At 65.6% G+C, this 20,331-nt stretch carries 17 protein-coding genes and 2 pseudogenes; 13 read left to right on the plus strand and 6 right to left on the minus strand.

Annotated elements, in window-relative coordinates:
- The first annotated feature begins 22 nt into the window (after positions 1-22).
- From CXR02_RS00900 to CXR02_RS00915, 4 genes are read left to right on the plus strand one after another with little or no spacing between them, the layout of a single operon-like run.
- Positions 23-1,630: an FGGY-family carbohydrate kinase gene (locus tag CXR02_RS00900; protein WP_104060271.1), complete on the plus strand. Its 1,608-nt coding sequence runs from the start codon at positions 23-25 to the stop codon at positions 1,628-1,630.
- On the plus strand, positions 1,627-3,111 hold the full coding sequence (locus tag CXR02_RS00905) for an FGGY-family carbohydrate kinase (protein ID WP_104060272.1): 1,485 nt from the start codon (positions 1,627-1,629) through the stop codon (positions 3,109-3,111). Before CXR02_RS00900 ends, CXR02_RS00905 begins: the two co-directional genes overlap by 4 nt.
- Complete coding sequence (locus tag CXR02_RS00910; RefSeq protein WP_104060273.1) at positions 3,108-3,746, plus strand: histidine phosphatase family protein; 639 nt, start codon at positions 3,108-3,110, stop codon at positions 3,744-3,746. Before CXR02_RS00905 ends, CXR02_RS00910 begins: the two co-directional genes overlap by 4 nt.
- Before the next feature lie 21 nt (positions 3,747-3,767).
- The gene (locus CXR02_RS00915; protein ID WP_104060274.1) at positions 3,768-4,820 is read left to right on the plus strand and encodes a 2-hydroxyacid dehydrogenase; all 1,053 of its coding nucleotides are present in this window, start codon (positions 3,768-3,770) and stop codon (positions 4,818-4,820) included.
- A 134-nt stretch (positions 4,821-4,954) separates the two neighbouring features.
- Here the strand turns inward: CXR02_RS00915 and CXR02_RS00920 are convergent, their stop codons facing one another.
- Complete coding sequence (locus CXR02_RS00920) at positions 4,955-5,764, minus strand: DeoR/GlpR family DNA-binding transcription regulator (protein ID WP_219816374.1); 810 nt, start codon at positions 5,762-5,764, stop codon at positions 4,955-4,957.
- A gap of 206 nt (positions 5,765-5,970) precedes the next feature.
- Between CXR02_RS00920 and CXR02_RS00925 the strand changes: the two genes are divergently transcribed.
- From CXR02_RS00925 to CXR02_RS00935, 3 genes are all read left to right on the plus strand, one after another.
- A complete protein-coding gene (locus tag CXR02_RS00925; RefSeq protein ID WP_104060276.1) occupies positions 5,971-7,047 on the plus strand; it encodes a sugar ABC transporter substrate-binding protein in 1,077 nt (358 codons plus the stop codon).
- 96 nt (positions 7,048-7,143) lie between these two features.
- Positions 7,144-7,968 carry an ATP-binding cassette domain-containing protein gene (locus tag CXR02_RS00930; protein ID WP_104060277.1) on the plus strand — a complete coding sequence of 275 codons (825 nt, stop codon included), beginning with the start codon at positions 7,144-7,146 and terminating at the stop codon, positions 7,966-7,968.
- Positions 7,965-9,221 (plus strand): sugar ABC transporter permease, encoded by a 1,257-nt coding sequence (locus CXR02_RS00935; RefSeq protein ID WP_104060278.1) that lies wholly within the window; start codon positions 7,965-7,967, stop codon positions 9,219-9,221. Before CXR02_RS00930 ends, CXR02_RS00935 begins: the two co-directional genes overlap by 4 nt.
- Positions 9,222-9,373: 152 nt before the next feature.
- Here the strand turns inward: CXR02_RS00935 and mptB are convergent, their stop codons facing one another.
- Positions 9,374-10,993: a polyprenol phosphomannose-dependent alpha 1,6 mannosyltransferase MptB gene (gene mptB / locus CXR02_RS00940; RefSeq protein ID WP_104060279.1), complete on the minus strand. Its 1,620-nt coding sequence runs from the start codon at positions 10,991-10,993 to the stop codon at positions 9,374-9,376.
- A gap of 214 nt (positions 10,994-11,207) precedes the next feature.
- Between mptB and CXR02_RS00945 the strand changes: the two are divergent.
- Positions 11,208-12,724: pseudogene (locus tag CXR02_RS00945) on the plus strand (SulP family inorganic anion transporter); the annotation flags it as partial.
- Here the strand turns inward: CXR02_RS00945 and CXR02_RS22740 are convergent.
- The 3 genes and pseudogenes from CXR02_RS22740 to CXR02_RS00960 form a co-directional block, all read right to left on the minus strand.
- Positions 12,605-13,018, minus strand: a pseudogene (locus CXR02_RS22740) (GGDEF domain-containing protein); the annotation flags it as partial. The pseudogenes CXR02_RS00945 and CXR02_RS22740 sit on opposite strands and share 120 nt — an antisense overlap.
- Positions 13,019-13,108: 90 nt before the next feature.
- A complete protein-coding gene (locus CXR02_RS00955; RefSeq protein ID WP_104060280.1) occupies positions 13,109-13,762 on the minus strand; it encodes a response regulator transcription factor in 654 nt (217 codons plus the stop codon).
- Positions 13,762-15,105, minus strand: coding sequence for a sensor histidine kinase (locus CXR02_RS00960; RefSeq protein ID WP_104060281.1), 1,344 nt, complete (start codon positions 15,103-15,105; stop codon positions 13,762-13,764). The genes CXR02_RS00955 and CXR02_RS00960 overlap by 1 nt, the downstream gene beginning before the upstream one ends.
- Positions 15,106-15,270: 165 nt before the next feature.
- On the opposite strand from CXR02_RS00960, the gene CXR02_RS00965 reads away from it, so the two are divergent.
- Genes CXR02_RS00965 through CXR02_RS00980 form a run of 4 tightly spaced genes read left to right on the plus strand, consistent with a single transcriptional unit; the run spans position 15,271 to position 18,549 of the window.
- Entirely contained in the window at positions 15,271-16,425 is a 1,155-nt protein-coding gene (locus CXR02_RS00965; RefSeq protein ID WP_104060282.1) for an ABC transporter permease, read from the plus strand.
- 31 nt (positions 16,426-16,456) lie between these two features.
- The gene (locus CXR02_RS00970) at positions 16,457-17,224 is read left to right on the plus strand and encodes an ABC transporter ATP-binding protein (protein ID WP_104060283.1); all 768 of its coding nucleotides are present in this window, start codon (positions 16,457-16,459) and stop codon (positions 17,222-17,224) included.
- Positions 17,225-17,233: 9 nt separating this feature from the next.
- On the plus strand, positions 17,234-17,938 hold the full coding sequence (locus tag CXR02_RS00975) for an alpha/beta fold hydrolase (protein ID WP_104060284.1): 705 nt from the start codon (positions 17,234-17,236) through the stop codon (positions 17,936-17,938).
- Complete coding sequence (locus CXR02_RS00980; protein ID WP_104060285.1) at positions 17,935-18,549, plus strand: hypothetical protein; 615 nt, start codon at positions 17,935-17,937, stop codon at positions 18,547-18,549. Before CXR02_RS00975 ends, CXR02_RS00980 begins: the two co-directional genes overlap by 4 nt.
- Here CXR02_RS00980 and CXR02_RS00985 read toward each other — a convergent pair.
- A complete protein-coding gene (locus CXR02_RS00985) occupies positions 18,506-19,720 on the minus strand; it encodes a multidrug effflux MFS transporter (protein ID WP_258060656.1) in 1,215 nt (404 codons plus the stop codon). The genes CXR02_RS00980 and CXR02_RS00985 overlap by 44 nt on opposite strands.
- A gap of 188 nt (positions 19,721-19,908) precedes the next feature.
- Here CXR02_RS00985 and arfB point away from each other — a divergent pair, with 188 nt between their 5' ends.
- Positions 19,909-20,331, plus strand: a complete 423-nt coding sequence (gene arfB, locus CXR02_RS00990) for an alternative ribosome rescue aminoacyl-tRNA hydrolase ArfB (protein WP_104060287.1) — start codon at positions 19,909-19,911, stop codon at positions 20,329-20,331.

Consider the following 20,331-nt stretch of genomic DNA (forward strand, 5'->3'; position numbering starts at 1 on the left):
CACCAATAGAAAGGCCCAAGCCATGGCGGTCATCGCTGTTGATGCCGGCACCACAATGATCAAGGCAGTCGGCTACGACGAAGAAGGCACAGAAATGGTGGTCGTCCGCCAGTCGACCTCCGTAAGCCGCCCGCACCCGGGCTGGGCCGAACAGGACATGCTCGCCGTCTGGGATGCCGTCGTCTTCAGCGTCCGCAGCGTCCAGCGCCAACTGAAGTCGGACATCGATTTCCTGGCCATCACCGCCCAAGGTGACGGATGCTGGCTCGTTGACGAGGCAGCGGAACCCACAGGGCCCGCGATCCTGTGGAACGACGGACGCGCCGCCGACATCGTGGAGGAATGGTCACGCCAGGGACTGCTCAAACAGGCATTCCAAATCAACGGATCCCAGACCTTCCCCGGGCTGCCCAACGCCATACTCACCTGGCTGCAGCAGAACGACCCCGAGAGGCTCGAACGCTCCCACGTCTCCCTCACCTGCGGAGGGTGGCTATTTGCCCGGATGACCGGACAGTTCGCCATCGATGAATCAGACGGCGCTGCCCCGTTCATGGATATCCGCACCCGCCAGTACTCACCGGAACTACTGAAGCTCTATGACATGGAGTGGGCCCTGCCCTTCCTGCCGGAGCTGCGGGGCGACGACCGCCGGGTTGCCTCGCTGACACAGCACGCGGCACTGGAGATGGGCCTGCCCGCCGGCCTGCCGGTCGTCATGTCCTCGTACGACATCGCATCCACGGCAATAGGAGTCGGGGCGGTAGAACCCGGCCAGGCCTGCTGCATCCTCGGCACGACGTTGTGCACGGAAATTGTCGCCGACACCGTGAGCACGGAAGGAAAATCCGCCGGGCTGACTGTGGCCCTGGGCCTTTCCGGCAAATACCTCAATGCCTTTCCGACGCTGGCGGGCGGTGAAGTCATCCAATGGGCCTGTCAGCTATTGGATCTGGATAACCCGACAGAGCTGGCCGACCTCGCCGATACATGCCCCCCGGGGGCAGGCGGCCTGGCGTTCATACCGTATCTGTCGCCGGCCGGGGAACGCGCACCCTTCTTGAACGCGCAGGCACGCGGGTCCTTCCTGGGCCTTTCCTTCGATCACAAACGTGAACATATCGCACGCGCCGTGATGGAAGGCCTGACCTTGGTCATCCGCGACTGCCTCAGCACCTCAGGAGTCACCCCAACCGAACTCCGGGTCTGCGGCGGCGGGGCCGCCAACCCCATCTGGCTTCAGCTCATCGCCGACATCACGGGCGTTCCGGTGCAGAGGTCCACTGACACGGAAGTAGGCGCCAAGGGAGCTTTCCTCGTCGGACTGGTCGCCACCGGCGGCGCCGCCCGCGTCGAGGACGTTTCCTCCTGGTACGTAAGGATCCGGGACACCTTCACCCCGAACCCGCAGAAGGCCACTCAATACTCGGAGCTGTACGAGGACTTCCTGTCTCTCAGAACCACCGTGAGCCAGGCCTGGCCGCGACTTGCGGCCATGCGGGGCCGAAGCCCGCGGACAAAGACCACAGACCCACTGCCGGTCATCCTCCCGGAACACCCGTCCGAAGGATCCGACGACCTGACTGTTCCCGGGAAGAAGTACCCGGCCACCCTAGAAGGAACCTCATGACAGCAACGAACGGCGGCAGCATCTGGGTTGGCCTGGACCTGGGAACACAGAGCGTGCGCGCCCTGGCAGTCAACGCCGACGGCGACGTCCTCGGCTCCGGCACCCAAAAGCTCACCAGCCGCCGCGACGGACATAGGCATGAGCAGGACCCGGACCAATGGTGGAAAGCCGTCTCAGCGGCGGCGTCGGAAGCACTTCGGGGCCTCGAACACCGCAACGTCCTCGGCGTCGCAGTGGACGCCACCTCGGGAACGATCCTCCTCGCCGACGCCCGGGGCAACCCCGTTACACCCGGACTCATGTATGACGACGGCCGTGCCAGCGGCGAAACCGACCGGGTGAACCAGGCAGGATCCCATGTCTGGAACGAGCTGGGCTACCAGCGAATGCAGACTCCCTGGGCACTTCCCAAGCTGCTCTGGCTCCTCAACGATCCAGGAACGCCGACTGCCGGGACACGGTTGCTGCACCAGTCAGACTTCATCAATGAGCGCCTCACAGGCCATCCGGTCCCCACGGACCTGAGCAGCGCCCTCAAAACGGGCGCACACCTGATTGAGGAGAAATGGCCAGAAGACGTGCTGGACGCGTTGGACGTCCCTCGCCAAATGCTTCCGGGTCTCGTCCGCTCAGGCACCCGGATCGGGACCGTATCCCCCGACGCTGCCCGCGCCACGGGAATCCCGGCCGGCACCCCTGTCATCTCAGGGGCAACCGATGGATGTGCCGCACAGCTGGGCTCCGGGGCACTGAAAGTCGGCAGCTGGAATTCCGTTCTGGGCACCACCTTGATCCTCAAAGGGGTCACCCGAAACCTGATCCAGGACCCCCTCGGGGTGGTCTACTCCCACAAAAGCCCTGACGGTGATTGGCTGCCAGGAGGCGCCTCCAGCACCGGGGCAGGTGTGATTTCCCGTGACTTCGCCGGAATGGACCTGGGCATCCTGGAGGCCCTGGCAAAAACACGGGAACCCGCGCCCGTCCTGACCTATCCCCTGGTGTCATCCGGGGAAAGGTTCCCGTTCGCGGCACCACAGGCCCGGGGATTCACTCTTGGAACATCCGAAGATGAGGGCGACCGCTACGCCGCAGCCCTGCAGGGCGTGGCGTTCATCGAACGGCTCTGCTTTGACTATCTGGACCTCCTGGGCGCCCCCACCGACGGCAGCCTCGTGCTCACCGGCGGCGCCACCAAAAGCCCCTACTGGAACCAGTTGCGTGCTGATGTCCTCGGCCGCCCGGTGACACTCCCCCAAAATGCAGAACCCGCACTAGGCATGGCTGTCCTCGCCGCTTCCCCGGACCGGGAAACCGCTGACGTCGCAGCAGAAATGGTCAAGGTACGCCAAGTCATAGAGCCCCGCCCGGAGGTAGCCGGGCGGTTCGACGACTCATACATCCGCCTCATCACCGAACTGGAACAACGCGGCTGGCTGGATCCCACCGCTGCTGAACACGCCATCAAAAGGACTAACGCATGACCAACATCATCCTGTGCCGCCACGGCGAGACCGTCTGGCACGCCGAAAACCGCTACGCCGGAATCAGCGACATCGACCTGACCCCCAGAGGCCATGACCAGGCAGCCCAGCTCGCAAACTGGGCCCAAACAGCCGGGCTCTCCGCGATCTACACTTCCACTCTGAGCCGCGCCCAGGCCACGGCCGGGGCCAGCGCGAAGGCCACCAGCCTCAGCGCGCAAGTGGACCCGCGCCTGCGTGAACTGGACTTCGGTGAAGGCGAAGGCCTGACAACCTCCGAGATGGAACAGCGTTTCCCGAAGGCCCTGGCCCATTTCCGATCGGATCCGGCGAAGCACCATCTCCCCGGCGGAGAGGACCCCTTCAAAGCCGCTGACCGATTCGTGGACTGCCTTCAGGACATCACAAAGGAGCATCCGGACGGACGGGTGCTTGTAGTAGCCCACACCACGGCAATCCGGCTCGCCCTCTGCCAGCTGATCGGCATCCCGCTGCGGGAATACCGGCGGGTCTTCCCCGCCATCCGGAACTGCTCACTCACTGAAATCAGCATCAGGGACGGCTACGTTTCCGTGCTCGAGTTCAACACCCCCGTCGCGGCCAGCAGCGTGCCGGCCTCCCAGCCCCACCCCTGATCCAGCAAGGAGATCCCCATCATGACCACCCGCATTCTCGCCGCAGGCGACCACTTCGTACTCAATGACCTGCTCACTGGCGCCGTAGCCAAGGAAGTCACCGGCCGCAGCCTGTCCTTCACCGAGCTCACCCTCCCCTGGCCCGTCGTGCCCTTCGGCCGAGTCGCAGAAGTCGATGAAGCCTCCGGGACCGAAGATGAACTCATCGAAGCCCTGCAGGGAGTGGAAATCTGCATCACACAAATGGCCCCCCTGACCGAAAAAGTCCTGAAAGCATGCCCCGACCTCAAACTGTTCTGCATCAGCCGCGGAGGCCCCGTCAATGCAAACCTGGAAGCAGCGACCCGGCACGGTGTAGCCGTAACGTCAGCACCGGGACGGAACGCTGCAGCAACAGCCGAGCACACCCTTGGCATGATGCTGGCCGCCATGCGCCGCATCCCCCAGACCAACGCCGATCTGTCCGCCGGAACCTGGCGTGGTGACTACTACTTGCACGAAAACGTCGGCCCGGAACTCGAAGGCAGCACTGTCGGCCTGGTCGGCTACGGAGCCATCGGCAGCCGCGTTGCCCGCATGCTTCAAGGCTTCGGGGCAACAGTCCTGGTCCACGACCCATACGTCACAGAAGACGCACTGGCCGGACAGGCCGAAAAGGTCGAATTCGACGAATTACTGGCCCGCTCCAATGTCATCACCCTCCATGCCCGCGTCACGCCCGAGACAACCGGCATGATCGGAGCCGAACAAATCGCCGCCCTGCAACCCGGCTCCATCATCGTCAACTGCGCACGGGGCGCCCTCCTGGACTACGACGCACTCTGCGACGCCCTCGACTCCGGCCACCTCTTCGGCGCCGCCTTTGACGTTTTCCCCGAGGAGCCCGTTCCCGCAGCCTCCCGGTTGCTGACCACCCCCAACATCGTCATGACCCCGCACCTGGCCGGGGCCAGCAAAGCGACCGCGAACAAGGCCGCCCAGATCGTGGCCGCGGATGTGCGGAGGTACCTGAACGGCGAACCCCTCGCCCACTGCGCCAACCCCGAAGCCCTCATGCCAGCTCGCACGGCCTAGAACCACGCTGGCACCCCGGGCGCGCCGGCTCCCGCGGTTCGGGGGCCGGCATGGTCGTTTGGCCCCGCCCGCAACCCTCGGCGCCATTTCGGTGCCGGATCGGAATCGTCGAGAATGCCCTCATGCAGACCGGATTAACCTGTCTGGCTGTGCGTGGAATGCAGCGGGGCGATGTGTAAGGTGGTGTGCTCAGACACTGCTTCCCTGAACTCGGAAGAGACATCGTCAGTAAGAATGAGGTCGGTGAAATCGCTCACGGGAACGTAGTGGTGGAGCGATGTCCGCCCCGTTTTGGACCCGTCCATCATCAGCACGCGTCGTGTGCCGGCCTTCAGCATGGCCCGCTTCATATGAACGACATCCTGCTCCTGGTGATACGTCATCTCGGATCCCATCGTTGAGGTGGACTGGAACACGACATCCACCGCGTAGGAGCTGAACGAGCCGTCGTTCGGCAGGCCAATGAAAGAGTCATGGGTGCGTGAGTACTGGCCTCCGGTCACGATCAGCCGGATGTCATCGTTCTCCCGGAACAGCTCTATCGCCTGCCTGTAGTTGGTGATGACCGTCATGGGTCCAACATCGTTGAGCAACCGGGCAAGGGCGAACACGGTTGTGGAGTCATCCAGCATCACGGACATGCCTGGCTCGACCATCTCCAGGGCCTTCCGCGCAAGCGCCGTCTTGGCCTGCGGCTGGATCTGCATCCGGATCTCAGAGCTCGCCTCAAAGACAGTGGAGGGCAGCGCCGACACTCCGCCGTGGACTTTGCGCAGGATTCCCCGAGTTGCCAGATCATCGATGTCGCGGTGGATGGTCATCAGACTGACGTTGGTGAGGGTCGCAAGATCGGCGGCACTGGAAAACCCTGCGCCCACAACATGTTCGATGATCCGCCGCTGCCGGGTGATGCGCGGCTTTTTGAGTCCGGGGTTGTCGTTCATCATGCTCACTTTCGTCGCTGCGCGCGGGTTTCCACCACTGCGTGGACCCATACGGCAGGCCTGTGCTTAGGATATGCCCCGCACAAGCCATGAAACAATTTATCAATCTTCGTGACCAATTTCACACTTTTTCTGTTATTCTCGACATACAAGTTGAGGTCATGGGGAACCCAACTCACTAGGCTCACCTCACGAAAGAGAATTCAATGAAGAACTTCTACGCGCGCATCATGACGGCAGCCGCCACGGCTGCCATTCTCGGCACTGCCGTCACCGGCTGCGGTTCCCAGGGCACTGCAGGAGCCGGCACGGGCGACGCCTCGGCCGCCAAAATAGCGTTTCTGATGCCGGATATCGCCTCAACCCGGTATGAGCTGTTCGACAAGCCCCTGTTTGAGGCAAAGATCAAGGAGCTTTGCGGAGGATGCACCGTGGTGTATTCAAACGCCAACGCCAGCGCGGCAAAGCAGCAGGAACAGGCCAACTCCGCCCTCGCCCAGGGTGTAAAGGCCATTGTGATTGACCCGGTCGACTCTGCAGCTGCCGCGACGATCGTCAACTCAGCCAAGGTGCAGAACGTGCCGATCATCGCCTACGACCGCCCGATCCCCGATGCCCCCGCCGATTACTACGTTTCCTTCGACAACGAAAAAATCGGTTCGATGATCGCCCAGTCCCTGGTCGACCACCTCAAGGCGAGCAACGTCCAGGGAGGACTGCTGCAGGTCAACGGTTCCCCTACTGACGCAGCCGCCGGGTTGATCAAGAAGGGCATCCACTCCGCCGTTGACCCGAGCGGGTTCCAGCTCCTCGCCGAGTTTGACACCCCGGGCTGGGAACCGACCAAGGCCCAGGACTGGGTCAGCGGCCAGATCACCCAGTTCTCCGGGAAAATCGCAGGCGTTGTCGCGGCAAACGACGGCACGGCAGGCGGCGTCATCGCGGCGTTCAAAGCTGCCGGAACCGAAGTGCCCCCTGTAACGGGCAATGACGCCGAGCTCGCCGCCGCCCAGCGCATCGTGGCCGGGGACCAGTACAACACCATCTCCAAGCCAATCAAGACCGTGGCTGAAGCCGCCGCACAGATAGCCTACTCATTTGCCAAGGGCGAGAAGCCTGCGGGCAAAACCACCTTGTTCAACACCCCGTCGGAACTCTTCGTCCCGACAGTGGTCACCGCCGAAAACCTCAAAGAGTCGCTGGTGGACACCGGAATCGTGAAGGCGTCCGAGCTCTGCACCTCCGCCTACGCGGCAGCCTGCGCCAAGGCCGGCATCAAGTAGAGCCGGCATCACGGCAAGGAGGTTCCGGTGTCCCGGTCCGGACACCGGAACCTCCAACCCCAACATCACTAGCCCCAGAGAACAACAGGGAAAAACATGCCATCAGAACCCATCGCCGCAGCAGGAAGCCCCCAACTGCTGTCACTGCGCGGCATAAACAAGTCCTTCGGTGCCGTCGCCGCGCTAATGGACATTGAGCTGGACGTAGCCGAAGGCGAAGTTGTCGCTGTCGTCGGTGACAACGGCGCCGGCAAATCGACGCTGGTAAAGGTACTCTCGGGAGTACATTCAGCCGACTCCGGCACCATCGCCTTTGAAGGCCGGGAAGTAACGATTTCCAGTCCAGCGGCCGCCCAGCACCTCGGCATCGCGACCGTCTTCCAGGACCTGGCGCTCTGCGACAACCTCACGGTCGTCGACAACCTCTTCCTTGGCCGGGAAATATCACCGCTCCGGCTGAACGAAGTGGACATGGAAGTCCGTTCATGGGAGCTGCTGAGGCAGCTCTCGGCAAAGATCCCCTCTGTCCGGACACCCATTGCAGCGCTGTCCGGCGGCCAGCGGCAGACCGTCGCCATCGCCCGGTCCCTGCTCGGAGACCCCAAAATCGTCATCCTCGATGAGCCGACCGCAGCGCTCGGCGTCGCGCAGACCGCCGAAGTACTCAACCTCGTTGAAAGACTGCGCGAACGCGGCCACGGCGTCATTATGATCAGCCACAATATGGCCGACGTGAAGGCAGTCGCGGACCGGGTGGTTGTACTGCGCCTTGGCCGCAACAACGGAGACTTCAGGGTCCGCGACGTCTCAACCGAGGACATCATCGCCGCCATTACCGGAGCAACGGACAACGTCGTCTCACGACGGTCCGCAGCACGCGGCACCGGCCAGGGACCGACCCAGGAGACCGACGCATCATGAAAAACAAGACACAAACCGCTCCCGCCTCCCTCGCCATGGACTTGCAGGACGAACGGCTGCAAGACCGGACAGGACTCAAAGGCCAGTTCCAGGCATTCCTGGACCGAACCCGCTCCGGCGACCTCGGTGTCCTGCCCGTCATCGGCGGACTGATCGTGATCTGGGCAGTCCTCCAGGCCCTGAACCCGATCTTTCTTTCCCCCGCAAACCTGGTCAACCTCACCATGGAAAGCTCAGCCGTAGGGATCATCGCCCTCGGCATCGTCTCCGTCCTCCTGGTAGCCCAAATCGACCTTTCCGTCGGCTCCGTCAGCGGACTGGCCGCCGCTGTCGTCGCAGTCACTTCGGTCAACATGGGCTGGCCCGTCTGGCTGGTTATCCTGACCACAGTTGCCCTCGGAGCAGCCATCGGCTGGATCTACGGACAGATCTTCAACCGGTTCGGCGTTCCCAGCTTCGTCATCACCCTCGCCGGGCTACTCGGATTCCTGGGACTGCAGCTCTACATCCTGGGTGCCAAGGGATCCATCAACCTGCCGTTCGACTCACCCCTGGTGTACTTCGCCCAACTGGCATTCGTGCCCATCTGGCTGTCCTACGTTCTGGTAGCAGCCGCAGCGTCAGGCCTGTTCGCCACCGACTATTTCCACTCACGAGCCCGCAGAATCGCCGGACTGTCCGCCATGTCCATGCAGAACGTCGCCCTGCGCGCCATTCTCCTGCTGGTAGTCCTCGGAGTAGCTGTCTCCTACCTGAACCAAAGCCGCGGAGTCGGCTGGATGTTCATATTGTTCATCGCACTGACCTTGATCCTCAACTACCTCCTCAAACGAACCAAGTGGGGCCGCTCCGTCTACGCCGTCGGCGGCAACCCAGAAGCAGCCCGGCGCGCCGGCATAAACGTCAAAGCCATTTACACATCCGTCTTCATCACCTGCTCAACCCTCGCAGCGGTAGGAGGACTCCTAGGAGCCGCCCGCCTCGCAGCCGCCAACCAGGGAAGCGGCACCGGCGACGTAAACCTGAACGCAATCGCTGCGGCTGTCATCGGCGGAACGAGCTTGTTCGGGGGCCGTGGCAGCGCCTTCGCTGCCATCTTGGGGATCATCGTCATCCAGTCAATCTCCAGCGGCCTCACCCTGCTGAATCTCGACTCGTCATTCCGTTTCATGGTCACCGGTGTGGTGCTGCTCCTGGCAGTAACCCTCGACTCAGTCTCCCGCCGGTCTCGATCCGCACACGGCAGGGCCTGAGCTAAAAACCGCCAAGTTCCTACCCAAGGGCTCCTGCCGCAAGAATGGCAGGGGCCCTTCGTGATGGCCGGGCCGGAAACCCTCGCGTAAGCAGTGTCAGTCTGCCAGCTGCCTTTTAGCAGTTCCCAATTCCCATGTGGCGGGATTTCGCCTCAGCGGGCGCTGCGGCGCTGGTCCAGGACCCAACGCCAACCACGCCGGGCCCAGTCCAACGGTTTACCCTCGATCAGCAGCTTCCGCGTGTGGATGTCCAGGACCAGCAGATAGAACGTGAACAGCAGCGCCGTCACGAACGCCAGCGACGACGCGTCAATGGCCAGCTCCACAAAGGACCAGACCGAGAGCTGGTCCTGTGCGCCGAACACCACAAAAAACGTCACGCCTACGTAGAGACACCGGATCTGCCAGTCATTCCGGATGCCCGTCACAGCCAGGAACGGCAGGAACCAGAGGATGTACCAGGGCTGGATGATGGGCGAAAGCATCACGACGGCGGTGAACGCCAGGGCCAGCCGGCGCACCGCCCGCGAGTAGTCTCCGCGGAACATCAGCAGCAGGACCAGCCCGATGGCCGCCCACTTCATGCCCGTCCGCAGCAGGTCCGCGATGGTGCCGCCCGGCAGTCCCAGCACGTTGCCGAGGAACTCCACCTGCTGCCCCAGGAACCCTGACGGCGAATAGCCGGTGTACCCCGGCGTCGGGTCCATGATGGCCCAGACCCAGCCCAACCCGAGGTTGTACGGGATCCCGCTGACGGCCAGAACGGCGAAACTGATTCCCGCCGTCGCTCCCCAAATAAGGAACTTCCGCGTCCACGAGGCGGCGTGCCCCGCCCACATGACCCCGATGAACGGCAGGAGCAGCACGGTGATCGGCTTAATCCCGATGGAGGCGGTGACCAGCAGGATTCCGGCCAGGTAGCGCTTCGTCGCGGCGAAGTAGACACCGGCGACGGCGAGGCCCACCATGAGCGCGTCGTTGTGGGCGCTGGCCACGAAACTGATCAGGAACAGCGGGTTGGCCACCGCGATCCAGAGTGCCCGCGCGCCGTTGATTCCGTGCAGTTCGGCCAGTTTGGGCACGTAAATGACGCAGAGCAGAACCCCGACGCCGGCGATCAGGCGGAACAGCAGAACGGACACGTCGGGCTGTGCCCCTGTCAGCTCCACAACGCCGCGGGCGAGCCATAGGAAGTAAGGCCCGTAGGGGGTCCTGTTCTCGGCCCACGCCGGGTCCGCACCGAGGGCAAACCAGTTGTTGAGGGTGGAGATGCCCACGGTGTAGGGGTTCTGGCCTTCCATGACCAGGCGGCCCTGTCCCGTGTAGGCGTAGACATCGCGAGAGAAGATCGGGACGGCCAGCAGGAGCGGCAGGGACCAGGCGGAGATGGCTATGACCACCGACCGCAGCGAGTGTTCGCCCCAGTCGCCCAGCCGCTGGCCCAGCCGGAGCCAGGACCGCATCAGGAGCATCGCCCCCACCGTCAGGAGCACGGTGGACAGCGTCACGCCCCAGCCCTCGGTCCGCAGCGCGATGACCACCGGCTGGCGGATCATGGGTGAGCCGTTCGCGATCCAGCCCGTTCCGATGGAGCCCACAAACATCATGAGGGCGCCGAGGAACCCCTGCCAGGTGGCGATGTACACCCGGCGCTTGGTGGGGGGAGCTACAGCGGGCGCGGCAGACTTCGGAAGCTCCGTGCCGGCCGCAGTCTTTTTCGACGGACCGGGGACGCTCTCCGAAGTGCTGATGTGTGAACCGCCTGCCGTCATGTCTTGTGTGGTCCCCTACTTACGTTACGGCGCTGGCTGGACTAGCTATAGGCCGGTCTACAACCCAGTTATTTTAGCAGTTGGCTTGGCGCGTACCCCAGACTGGTAGGGGCGGACGTGCCCCCTATTTCGCAATGAGGCGTCCCGCCGCCCCATCCCCGCCTCAGAATGAAGCCCCCCACTGCCGTCTTCACCAGCACGACTGGACCCAGCCATGGCCGTACCACGCGTCCCCGATGCCCGGACCAGCACGCCTCAGCAGCTCCAATCAGTCCCCGCCACCCTTCGTTCGCCACGCGGCTGAGGACCGAGGCGCGGGCAGGCCTGGTGGTGGCGCTAGCGCTGATCCCGGAGGCGATTGCCTTCTCGGTGATCGCCGGCGTGGATCCGCGGATCGGCCTGTTCGCCTCGTTCACCATGGCTGTCACCATCTCCTTTGTGGGCGGCCGGCCCGCCATGATTTCCGCCGCCACCGGCGCCGTCGCCCTCGTCATCGCCCCCTGATGCGCAGCCACGGCCTGGACCGCCTGATCGCGGCGGTGATTCTTGCGGGCCTTTTCCAGATCCTCCTGGCGGTCCTCGGCGTCACCCGGCTGATGCAGTTCATCCCGCGCTCGGTGATGGTGGGCTTTGTCAACGCCCTTGCCATCCTGGTGTTTATGGCCCAAATCCCCGAACTGATCGGCATGCCGTGGATGGTCTATCCGCTGGTGGCCGTGGGCCTGGTCATCGTGGTGGGACTGCCAAGAATTACGACGGCGGTGCCCTCACCTTTGGTGGCCATCGTGGTGCTCACCCTGTTTGCCGTGCTGGCCGGCGTGGATGTGCCCACCGTCCAGGACAAAGGCCAGCTGCCCGACAGCCTGCCTTCGGTGTTTCTCCCCAGTGTCTCGCTGACGTGGGAGACGTTCCAGGTCCTCGCCGTTCTCGCTGTCCATGGCTTTGGTGGGGCTGCTCGAATCGCTGATGACCGCCAAGCTGGTGGACGACATCACGGACACGCGCTCCAACAAGACCCGCGAGTCCTGGGGCCAGGGCGTGGCGAACATCGTCACCGGCTTTTTCGGCGGCATGGGCGGCTGCGCCGTGATCGGCCAGACCATGATCAACGTCAAGGGTTCCGGGGCCCGGAGCCGCGTGTCCACGTTCCTGGCCGGCGTTTTCCTGCTGGTCCTTGTGGTGGTGCTCGGCGATGTTGTGGGCCTGATTCCGATGGCCGCGCTGGTGGCCGTAATGATCTTCGTTTCCGCCATTACCTTCGATTGGCACTCCGTCGCTCCGCGGACCCTGCGCCGGATGCCCAAGTCCGAGACGGCCGTCATGGTGATCACCGTGGCAGTCGTATCGGCCACCCACAACCTGGCCATCGGCGTCGGGGCGGGCGTGCTGGCGGCCACGGCGCTGTTCGTCCGGCGGGTGGCGCACTTCGTCACGGTGGAACGGACCGTCGTCCAACTTAACGGCGAGAACGTGGCCACCTACACGGTGGACGGCGAGCTGTTCTTTGCCTCGTCCAACGACCTGTACACGCAGTTCGAGTACGTACTGGACGCCGGGCCGGACGTCAGCCGGGTGACTGTGGACCTCCACGCCTCGCACCTCTGGGACGCCTCAACCGTCGCGGTGCTGGACGCCGTGACCGAGAAATACCGCCGGCACGGGCGGGACGTGGAGCTGATCGGGCTGAATGCAGCCAGCGTGGCCATGCGGGAACGGCTGGCGGGGAAGCTCAACTGACGTATGGCCGCGGCGGCCCGGTGATCGAGCTTGTCGAGATCCAGGGGTTTCGACAAGCTCAACCACCGGAAGGCCCGGGCTAGCCCCGCGGGTCGCTGTGGGAACCTCGGCGAGCCGCCTGCTGACCTCCTCGGCGATTTCCTCCGCCCGCCCGGCGGAGGCACCCGGGATGAGGAGGACAAACTCTTCCCCGCCGTACCTGCCCACGAGGTCCGCGGATCTCACCGTATCCCGGCACGCGTCGGCGAAGGCCTGGAGAGCAAGGTCGCCGGCAGCGTGTCCGTGGGTGCGTGGTGCGGTAGACGAAGTCGCTGTATCCAGGACCATTTCGGAAGTTCCCCCCGACCGCCGAGTGATGCAGACCTCAGTATGGCACCGTTACTGGTCCGGTGTACGGATGATCCGGCGTCGCGTGGCAAAGGCGATGGCCGAGGTCCGGTTGTCCACGCCGAGCTTGCCGTAGATGTGCACGAGGTGGGTTTTGACGGTGGCCTCGGAAATGAAAAGCCGCCGGGCGATGGCGCGGTTTGTCAGGCCGGTGGCCAGCAGTTCAAGCAGCTGGACCTCGCGGGTTGTGAGGGCAGTTTCCGGGCTGCTGATCCGCGACATCAGCAGTGCCGCGACCTTCGGAGCCAGCGCCGTCTGGCCGGCCGCCGCCGACAGGACCGCCTGGCGGATCTGTTCCGGCGGCGCGTCCTTGAGCATGTAGCCGCTGGCGCCTGCCTCGACGGCGGCCAGGATGTCCGCCTCAGTGTCGTAGGTGGTCAGGATCAGGACCGGCGGCGGGGCGTCCAGCTGCCGGATCGCGGCGGTGGCGGTGACACCGTCCATCCCGGCGCCCATCTGCAGGTCCATCAGCACCACATCCACGCGCTCCCCCAGCGTCCGCAGCCGCGCGAGTTCGCGCAGCGCCGCATCCCCGTCGGATGCCTCGGCAGCCACGCCGAAGTCAGCGAATTCGGTGAGCATGGCGCGCAAGCCCGCGCGGACCACAGGGTGGTCATCCACCAGGAGAATGCGGAGATTACTCATCAGTCCCGCTCCCCCTCGGCGCCCCCGCCGATGAGCGGCAGCCGGATGGCGACGACGGTCCCCTCGCCGGGTGCCGTCTCCACCTCCAGGGAGCCGTTCAGCTCAGCCACCCGGGCAGCCAGCGAACGCAGCCCGAACCCGCTGCCGTCCGCTCGGCTGGCCACGCCGGAACCGGGCGCTTCCGGCACAAAGCCCGTGCCGTCGTCGTACACGTCCAGGGTGACCTCGTCCCCGAGGAACGCAAGGGTGACGACGGCGGTGCTTGCCTTGGCGTGGAGCCTGACGTTGGCAAGGCTGGCCTGGGCGGCCCGGAGCAGGGTGACGCTGTACTGCGGCGGTAGCTCCGCGGGGTCGCCCACCAGTTCGAAGCGGCAGCGGAGCCCGTCACTTCGCGGGGCGGCGAGCGTTTCGGTTTCGCCGCAGAGCCGCTGCAGGCTTTCCGGGAGCGACGACTCCTGGAGCTGCGGCGAGGTGAGGCCGCGGACAAAGCTGCGGGCCTCCGCGAGGTTTTCCGACGCCGTCTGCTGCACCATCGCGAACCGCTCGGCGGCGGTGGCAAGGTCGCCGCTGGCCAGGGACTTCTCTGCCGCCCGCGCCACCAGGACGATGCTGGACAGGCCCTGCGCCAAGGTGTCGTGGATTTCGCGGGCGAGGCGCTCACGCTCAGCTGCGACGCCGGCCTCATGCTGGGTTCTGGCAAGTTCTGCGCGGGTGCGCCGGAGTTCGTCCGCCGCCAGCCGCTGGGCTTCACTCTCCTGGTAGAGCGCCCGGTAAGCCAGCCCGGTGACCACGGCGAAAACGGCACCCAGCCCCGGCCCCATGACCATGGGGAGGGTGGGCGACGGCAGCCCGCTGGCCACCCACTGCGAAGCCACGACGGCAGCCGTCATCGCGGCGATGGTGAACAGGGCAATCCGACGCGGCAGGACATGCAGGTGGAGGAAGAAGAGCGGAAAGGCCACCCAGGAAAATTCGGCGCTGCCCGCGAGGAGGACGCCCCACAGTGCCGTGACAAGGCCCAGCCAGGGGGCGGCGTAGGGGTGCGGGTTGAAGCTGGAGCGGCCGGCGGCGAATCGCTTCTCCAGGACGGTGCCGGCGAGATACGCGGCTGCCAATGCAAGGGCGAGGGCGGACCAGACGAGGCGCTGACCGGCTGCCGTGCCGTCCGCTGTGGCGGGCCCGGCCGCTTCGGTGGCGCCGTCCGTGCCGGCGGCTCCGTCAGCGAAGTGCAGCCGCAGGATGGCGACCAGCAGCAGCACGGCAAACCCGACATGCAGCGTCACCCGCAAAAACCGCAGGATGGCGGCCCCCGACGGGGTGGTCTGTGGGTCCGCGGCAGGCATTTCACCAGCTTATGCGCCGACGGGGCCGTGCGGATCAACCAAAAGGTTGACCGCCCCTTCAGTCTTTTGTCCCGCCCGGCTCAACCAAGTCCACGATGTGGGCCGGGCCGATGCGCCGGAGAGTGGATTCAGAAGGAATTCCACCCCGACTGAAGGAAGTACAACGTGTTTCTCGCTATTCGCGACATCCGGTTCGCCAAGGGCAGGTTTGCCCTGATGGGCGGCGTGGTGGCCCTGGTGACGCTGCTGCTGGTGCTGCTGTCCGGGCTCACCGCCGGGCTGGGCGACCAGTCCACGTCCGCCATCGGGAAACTGGGTGCCGGGTCTGGTGCTGGCTCCGGTGCTGGCTCCGGCGCTGCGACCAAGCCGGTGGACAGCATCGTTTTCGGCGCACCCGGCACCAACCAGCCCACGGCATCCTTCACCGAAAGTGAAGTGACGGCCGCGCAGGTGGACACCTGGAAGCACACCGCCGGGGTGGCCCGGGCCGAGGCCCTGGGCATCAGCCAGACCCGCCTCCAGGGCGGCGACGGCGGCACCACCAATGTGGCGGTGTTCGGCGTTGCAGAGGACGGGCTTCTGGCGCCGTCGCCGGTTCGGGCGGGGTCGGTGGTGATCGGTGCGACCGTCGCCGCGGATCTCTCGCTCGACGTCGGAGACACGGCCACGGTGGGTGGCACTGGGGTGACCGTCGCCGCCGTCGTGGATGACCAGTGGTATTCGCACACCGGTGTGGTGTGGACGGCGCTGCCCACCTGGGCCGAAGTGGCGCACCTGGCTCCGGCTGCCGGCAGCGCACCGGGCACTCTGCCGGTGGCCACAGTCGTCGCCGTCACCTACCAGGACGGCGCCGTGGTGGACGAGGAAGCGGCCAATGCGATGGCGCGGACGGTCAGCACCACCCGCACCGGTTCGTTCCAGGCGCTGGGTTCCTTCAAGAGCGAAAACGGGTCGCTGATGCTGATGCAGGCGTTCCTCTACGGGATTTCGGCGCTCGTGATCGTGGCGTTCCTGACGGTCTGGACAGTGCAGCGCACCCGCGATATCGCCGTCCTCAAGGCCATGGGCGCGTCCGGCGGATACGTGCTGCGCGATGCCATGACCCAGGCTGCCATCGTGCTCTTGGCCGGTGCAGGCCTGGGCGGGGCGGTCGGAATTCTGGGCGGGTTCGCCGCAGCCCAGGCCGCGCCCTTCCTGGTCACGCCGGCCACCACGCTGCTGCCCGTGCTGGGAATAGTGGCCCTGGGCATGGCGGGCGCCGCGCTGGCCGTACGCCGGGTGACCACCGTCGATCCGCTGATCGCCCTCGGCGGCAACTGACCACTTCTCCACCCTCCCGAAAGGTACTCTCATGTCTGTTACTGCAGGTGCACCGCTCGCAACGCCAACTGCCGGCTCCGTCCTCGCCCACCCGCTGACCCTCACCAACGTCACCCTCGAATACCCGGACGGGGGCGGAACCATCAAGGCCCTGGACAGCGTCAGCCTCCGGGCCGCAGGGGGCCGGATGGTCTCGCTGGTGGGCCCGTCCGGCTCGGGCAAATCCAGCCTCCTGGCCGTCGCCGCCACCCTGGTCCGCCCCACCAACGGGGACGTAATGATCGACGGGGTCAACACTGCGGGGCTGAAGGACAGGGAACTGACCGCGCTGCGGCGGGAGAAGGTGGGCATCATCTTCCAGCAGCCCAACCTCTTGGCTTCCCTGACCGCCGTCGAGCAGTTGATGATTGGCCACCACCTGCGCGGCAAGTCCCTGAAGGCCGCGCGTTCGCACGCCGCGGAACTCCTGGACCTGGTGGGGCTCGCTGCGTCCGCGGACAAGCGTCCGCATCAGCTCTCGGGCGGGCAGCGGCAGCGGGTGAACATTGCCCGGGCCCTGATGGGCAGCCCGAAGGTGCTGCTGGTGGACGAGCCGACGGCGGCGCTGGACCACGCGCGCAGCGCTTCGATCGTCGGGCTGCTGCGCCGGGTGACGGACGAGTTCCAGGTGGCCACGGTGATGGTCACGCATGACACCGAATTCGTGCCGCTGACCGACGACGTCGCTGTAATGCGCGACGGCGGCCTGACCGCCCCGGTGTTGCCGGGCGCCTTACTTAGCGCCGGGGTCGCGGAGTAGGGTTCCGTCATGGACATCATCTTGGTACCCGGTTTCTGGTTGGACGCCTCATCCTGGGAGAAGGTGACGCCGGCCCTGGCGGCGGCGGGGCACACACCCCACCCACTGACGCTTCCCGGCCTTGAATCTGTGGACGCACGGCGTGGCGGCATCACTCTGAAGGACCATATTGCCGCCGTCGTAGACGTTCTGGACGGTCTCGACGGAAAGGCGGTTCTGGTGGGGCACTCCGGTGGTGGCGCGGTCATCCACGGCGTGGCGGACGCGCGGCCTGACCGGGTGGCTCGGAACATTTACGTGGACAGCGGACCCCTGGGCGAGGGCGGCGTCATCAATGACGGGCTGCCCACCGAGGGCGACGACGTGCCCCTGCCGCCGTGGGATGGCTTCGATGACGCCGATCTGGTGGACCTCACCGATGAGTTGCGCGCGTCGTTCCGGGCGCGCGCCATCCCCGAGCCCAGGGGCGTTGCGCATGGCCGGCAGCGCCTGCATGACGTCCGCAGGTACGACGTTCCGGCGACTGTGATCGCGTGCCAGTTCCCGTCGTCACTCCTCCCCGAATGGATCGACGCCGGCCATCCCTTCACCGCCGAGCTGGCCCGCATCCGCGACGTCGAGTACGTGGACCTCCCCACCGGCCATTGGCCCCAGTTCACCAAGCCTGTGGAGTTGGGCCAGGCCATCCTGGCGGCGGTGGAGCGGACGGGGTGACGGTGCTCCGGGACCCCTTCCTTCGCCGCTGGTTCGTCTCCGTAACGCTCGCCGAAGCTGCGGGGTTTGCTATTCCCGTGATTGTCGGCGGCATCCTGAGCGTCCTCGCTGCGCCGGCCGGCGTCGTCTATCCCGCAATGGTCCTCGCCGGCGCAGGTGAAGGTTGCCTGCTGGGGCTCGGCCAGTCAATCGGTTTCGGGCCGACGGTACCCAGGGGTCGCTGGATCCTGGTGACGGTGGCTGGTGCGGCCACCGCCTGGTCGATCGGGATGCTCCCCAGCAGCCTGGGCGGGATCGACTTCGGCTCGCCAGGGATGATCGTCCTTGGTGCCGTGCTCGGCTGTGCGCTTCTGCTGTCCATCCCGACGCTCCAGTGGTTGGTCCTTCGCCGCCTGGTTCCGCGGCGGCGCACCGCGTTCTGGATTCCTGTCAACGCCGGCGCCTGGGCTGCCGGCATCGTGTGGACCCTGGTGCCGTCGCCGTTCATTGACGAAAACACCCCTGCACCGGCCCTGTTCGGCGTCTACCTGCTGGCAGGGCTCCTCATGGCGGGCACCGTAGCGGTCCTCACGGGATTCGCCGCGCGGCGTGTTGTTTCCGCTGCTCCCTGACCAGCCCCAGACAAAGGACGGCCGCTGCCGCGGAAACGGCCGCAACGATCCCGAACGGGACGGCGTCGTTGGCGCCGCCGATGCCCACCAACGGAGCGGCGATGCCGCCGAAGGCGTACCGGGCCAGCCCCAGCAATGAGGAGGCCGTCCCGGCGATATCGGGATAATCCTTGAGCGCAAGTGAGGTGGCTGGCGGGCTGGTCACCGCAACCCCGCTGACCATGGTGAACAGGGCCAGGACGATGGCAATCAGCGGTAGGTGCAGGAGCGCCGTGGCCAGCAACCCCAGGGCGCCGGCCGCCGTCATGAGCAGGCCCACGGTGAGCGTTCCGCGTTCGGACCACCGTTCAGCGAGACGGCCGGCGACGAATCCAAAGACCACAAAACCCAGTGAATTCAGGCCGAAAGCGAACGAGTAACCCTGTGGGGAGAGCCCATATATGCCTTGGAGTATGTAAGTTGCCCCGCTCAAATAGGCGAAGACCGCCGAGTACGTGAAGCCCGTGATCAGCACTGCTCCGACGAACACCGGGTCAGCGAGGAGCCGGCGGAAATCCTGGATTGTGTGGGAGAGGCCTCCGGTCACCCGACGGTTCGCCGGCAAGGTCTCCCGGAAGATCATCAAAGATGCCACCAGGACGGCGACGCCGACGGCTGCGAGGAACAGGAAGACTCCGCGCCAGTCGGTGACGGTTGCCAGTTGCCCGCCGATGACCGGGCCAATTATGGCAGCCAGTCCCCCGAGAACCGTAAGGCGGCCGTAGTAGCGAATCAGCTTGGCGCCCGAGTAGACGTCCCGCCCGGCGGCCTGCGCAATGACGATGCCCACGGCTCCGGCCAGGCCCTGGACAAACCTTGCGATGATGAGCGTCTCGACGGTAGGGCTCAGCGCACAGAGCGCAGAGGTAACTGTGTAGGCAACGATGCCGATCAGCAGCGGTATCCGCCGCCCCAGGCGGTCCGAAAGCGGCCCTGCCACTAGTTGGCCGATGGCGAGCCCCAGCAGACAGGCGGTGATGGTCAACTGGGCCACCGACGTCGTGCTTTGAAGCTCAACGGTGAGCGTTGGGAGGACCGGCAGGTAGAGGTCCATGGAGATGGGCCCGAAAATGGTCAGCAGGCCAAGCACGATCGCCAGGGGGCGGCCGACCGCCTGCTCGCGTGCGGGAATCGGGGTTACGACGGCGGTCACGCTGGCTCCGGTCTATGGGTACGGGGAACGATTGGGGTTCACGGTCAATACAACCCGGTCACACCGGACCTAGCGAGGGCTCTGTTTATCAGGGGTCTGGCAGTACCTCCCTTTGCTGCGCGAGGCTGCGGGCCTGGATCCCGCCCATAGTGTGCAACGCTGGTGGCATGGATCTTGAGGTGTCGCCCGCGCTCACGATTCCCGCGTCAGAACTCCGCTGGCGGTTCTCGCGTTCATCCGGGCCAGGCGGTCAGCACATCAACACGACGGACAGCCGTGCGGAAGTCTCGTGGAACATCGCCGGCTCCGCCGTGCTCACGGATGCCCAACGGCAGATGCTGCTGACACGTCTCGCACCGCGCCTCGTCGCCGGGGTGATCACCGTGGCCTCCTCCGAGCAGCGCTCCCAGCTGCGCAACCGCGAGACCGCCCTGGCGAAGCTCGCCGAGCTTGTGGCGGAAGGCCTGGCACCCGAAGGCCCCAAGCGCCGGGCAACCAAACCCACCCGGGGTTCGAACCGCCGTCGCCTGGCCGCCAAGGAACAGCGGTCGGCGACGAAACGGCAACGGCAGCGGCCGTCCGCCGAGTAG

The organism is Arthrobacter sp. 4R501, assembly GCF_002929755.1.
GTDB lineage: Bacteria > Actinomycetota > Actinomycetes > Actinomycetales > Micrococcaceae > Arthrobacter.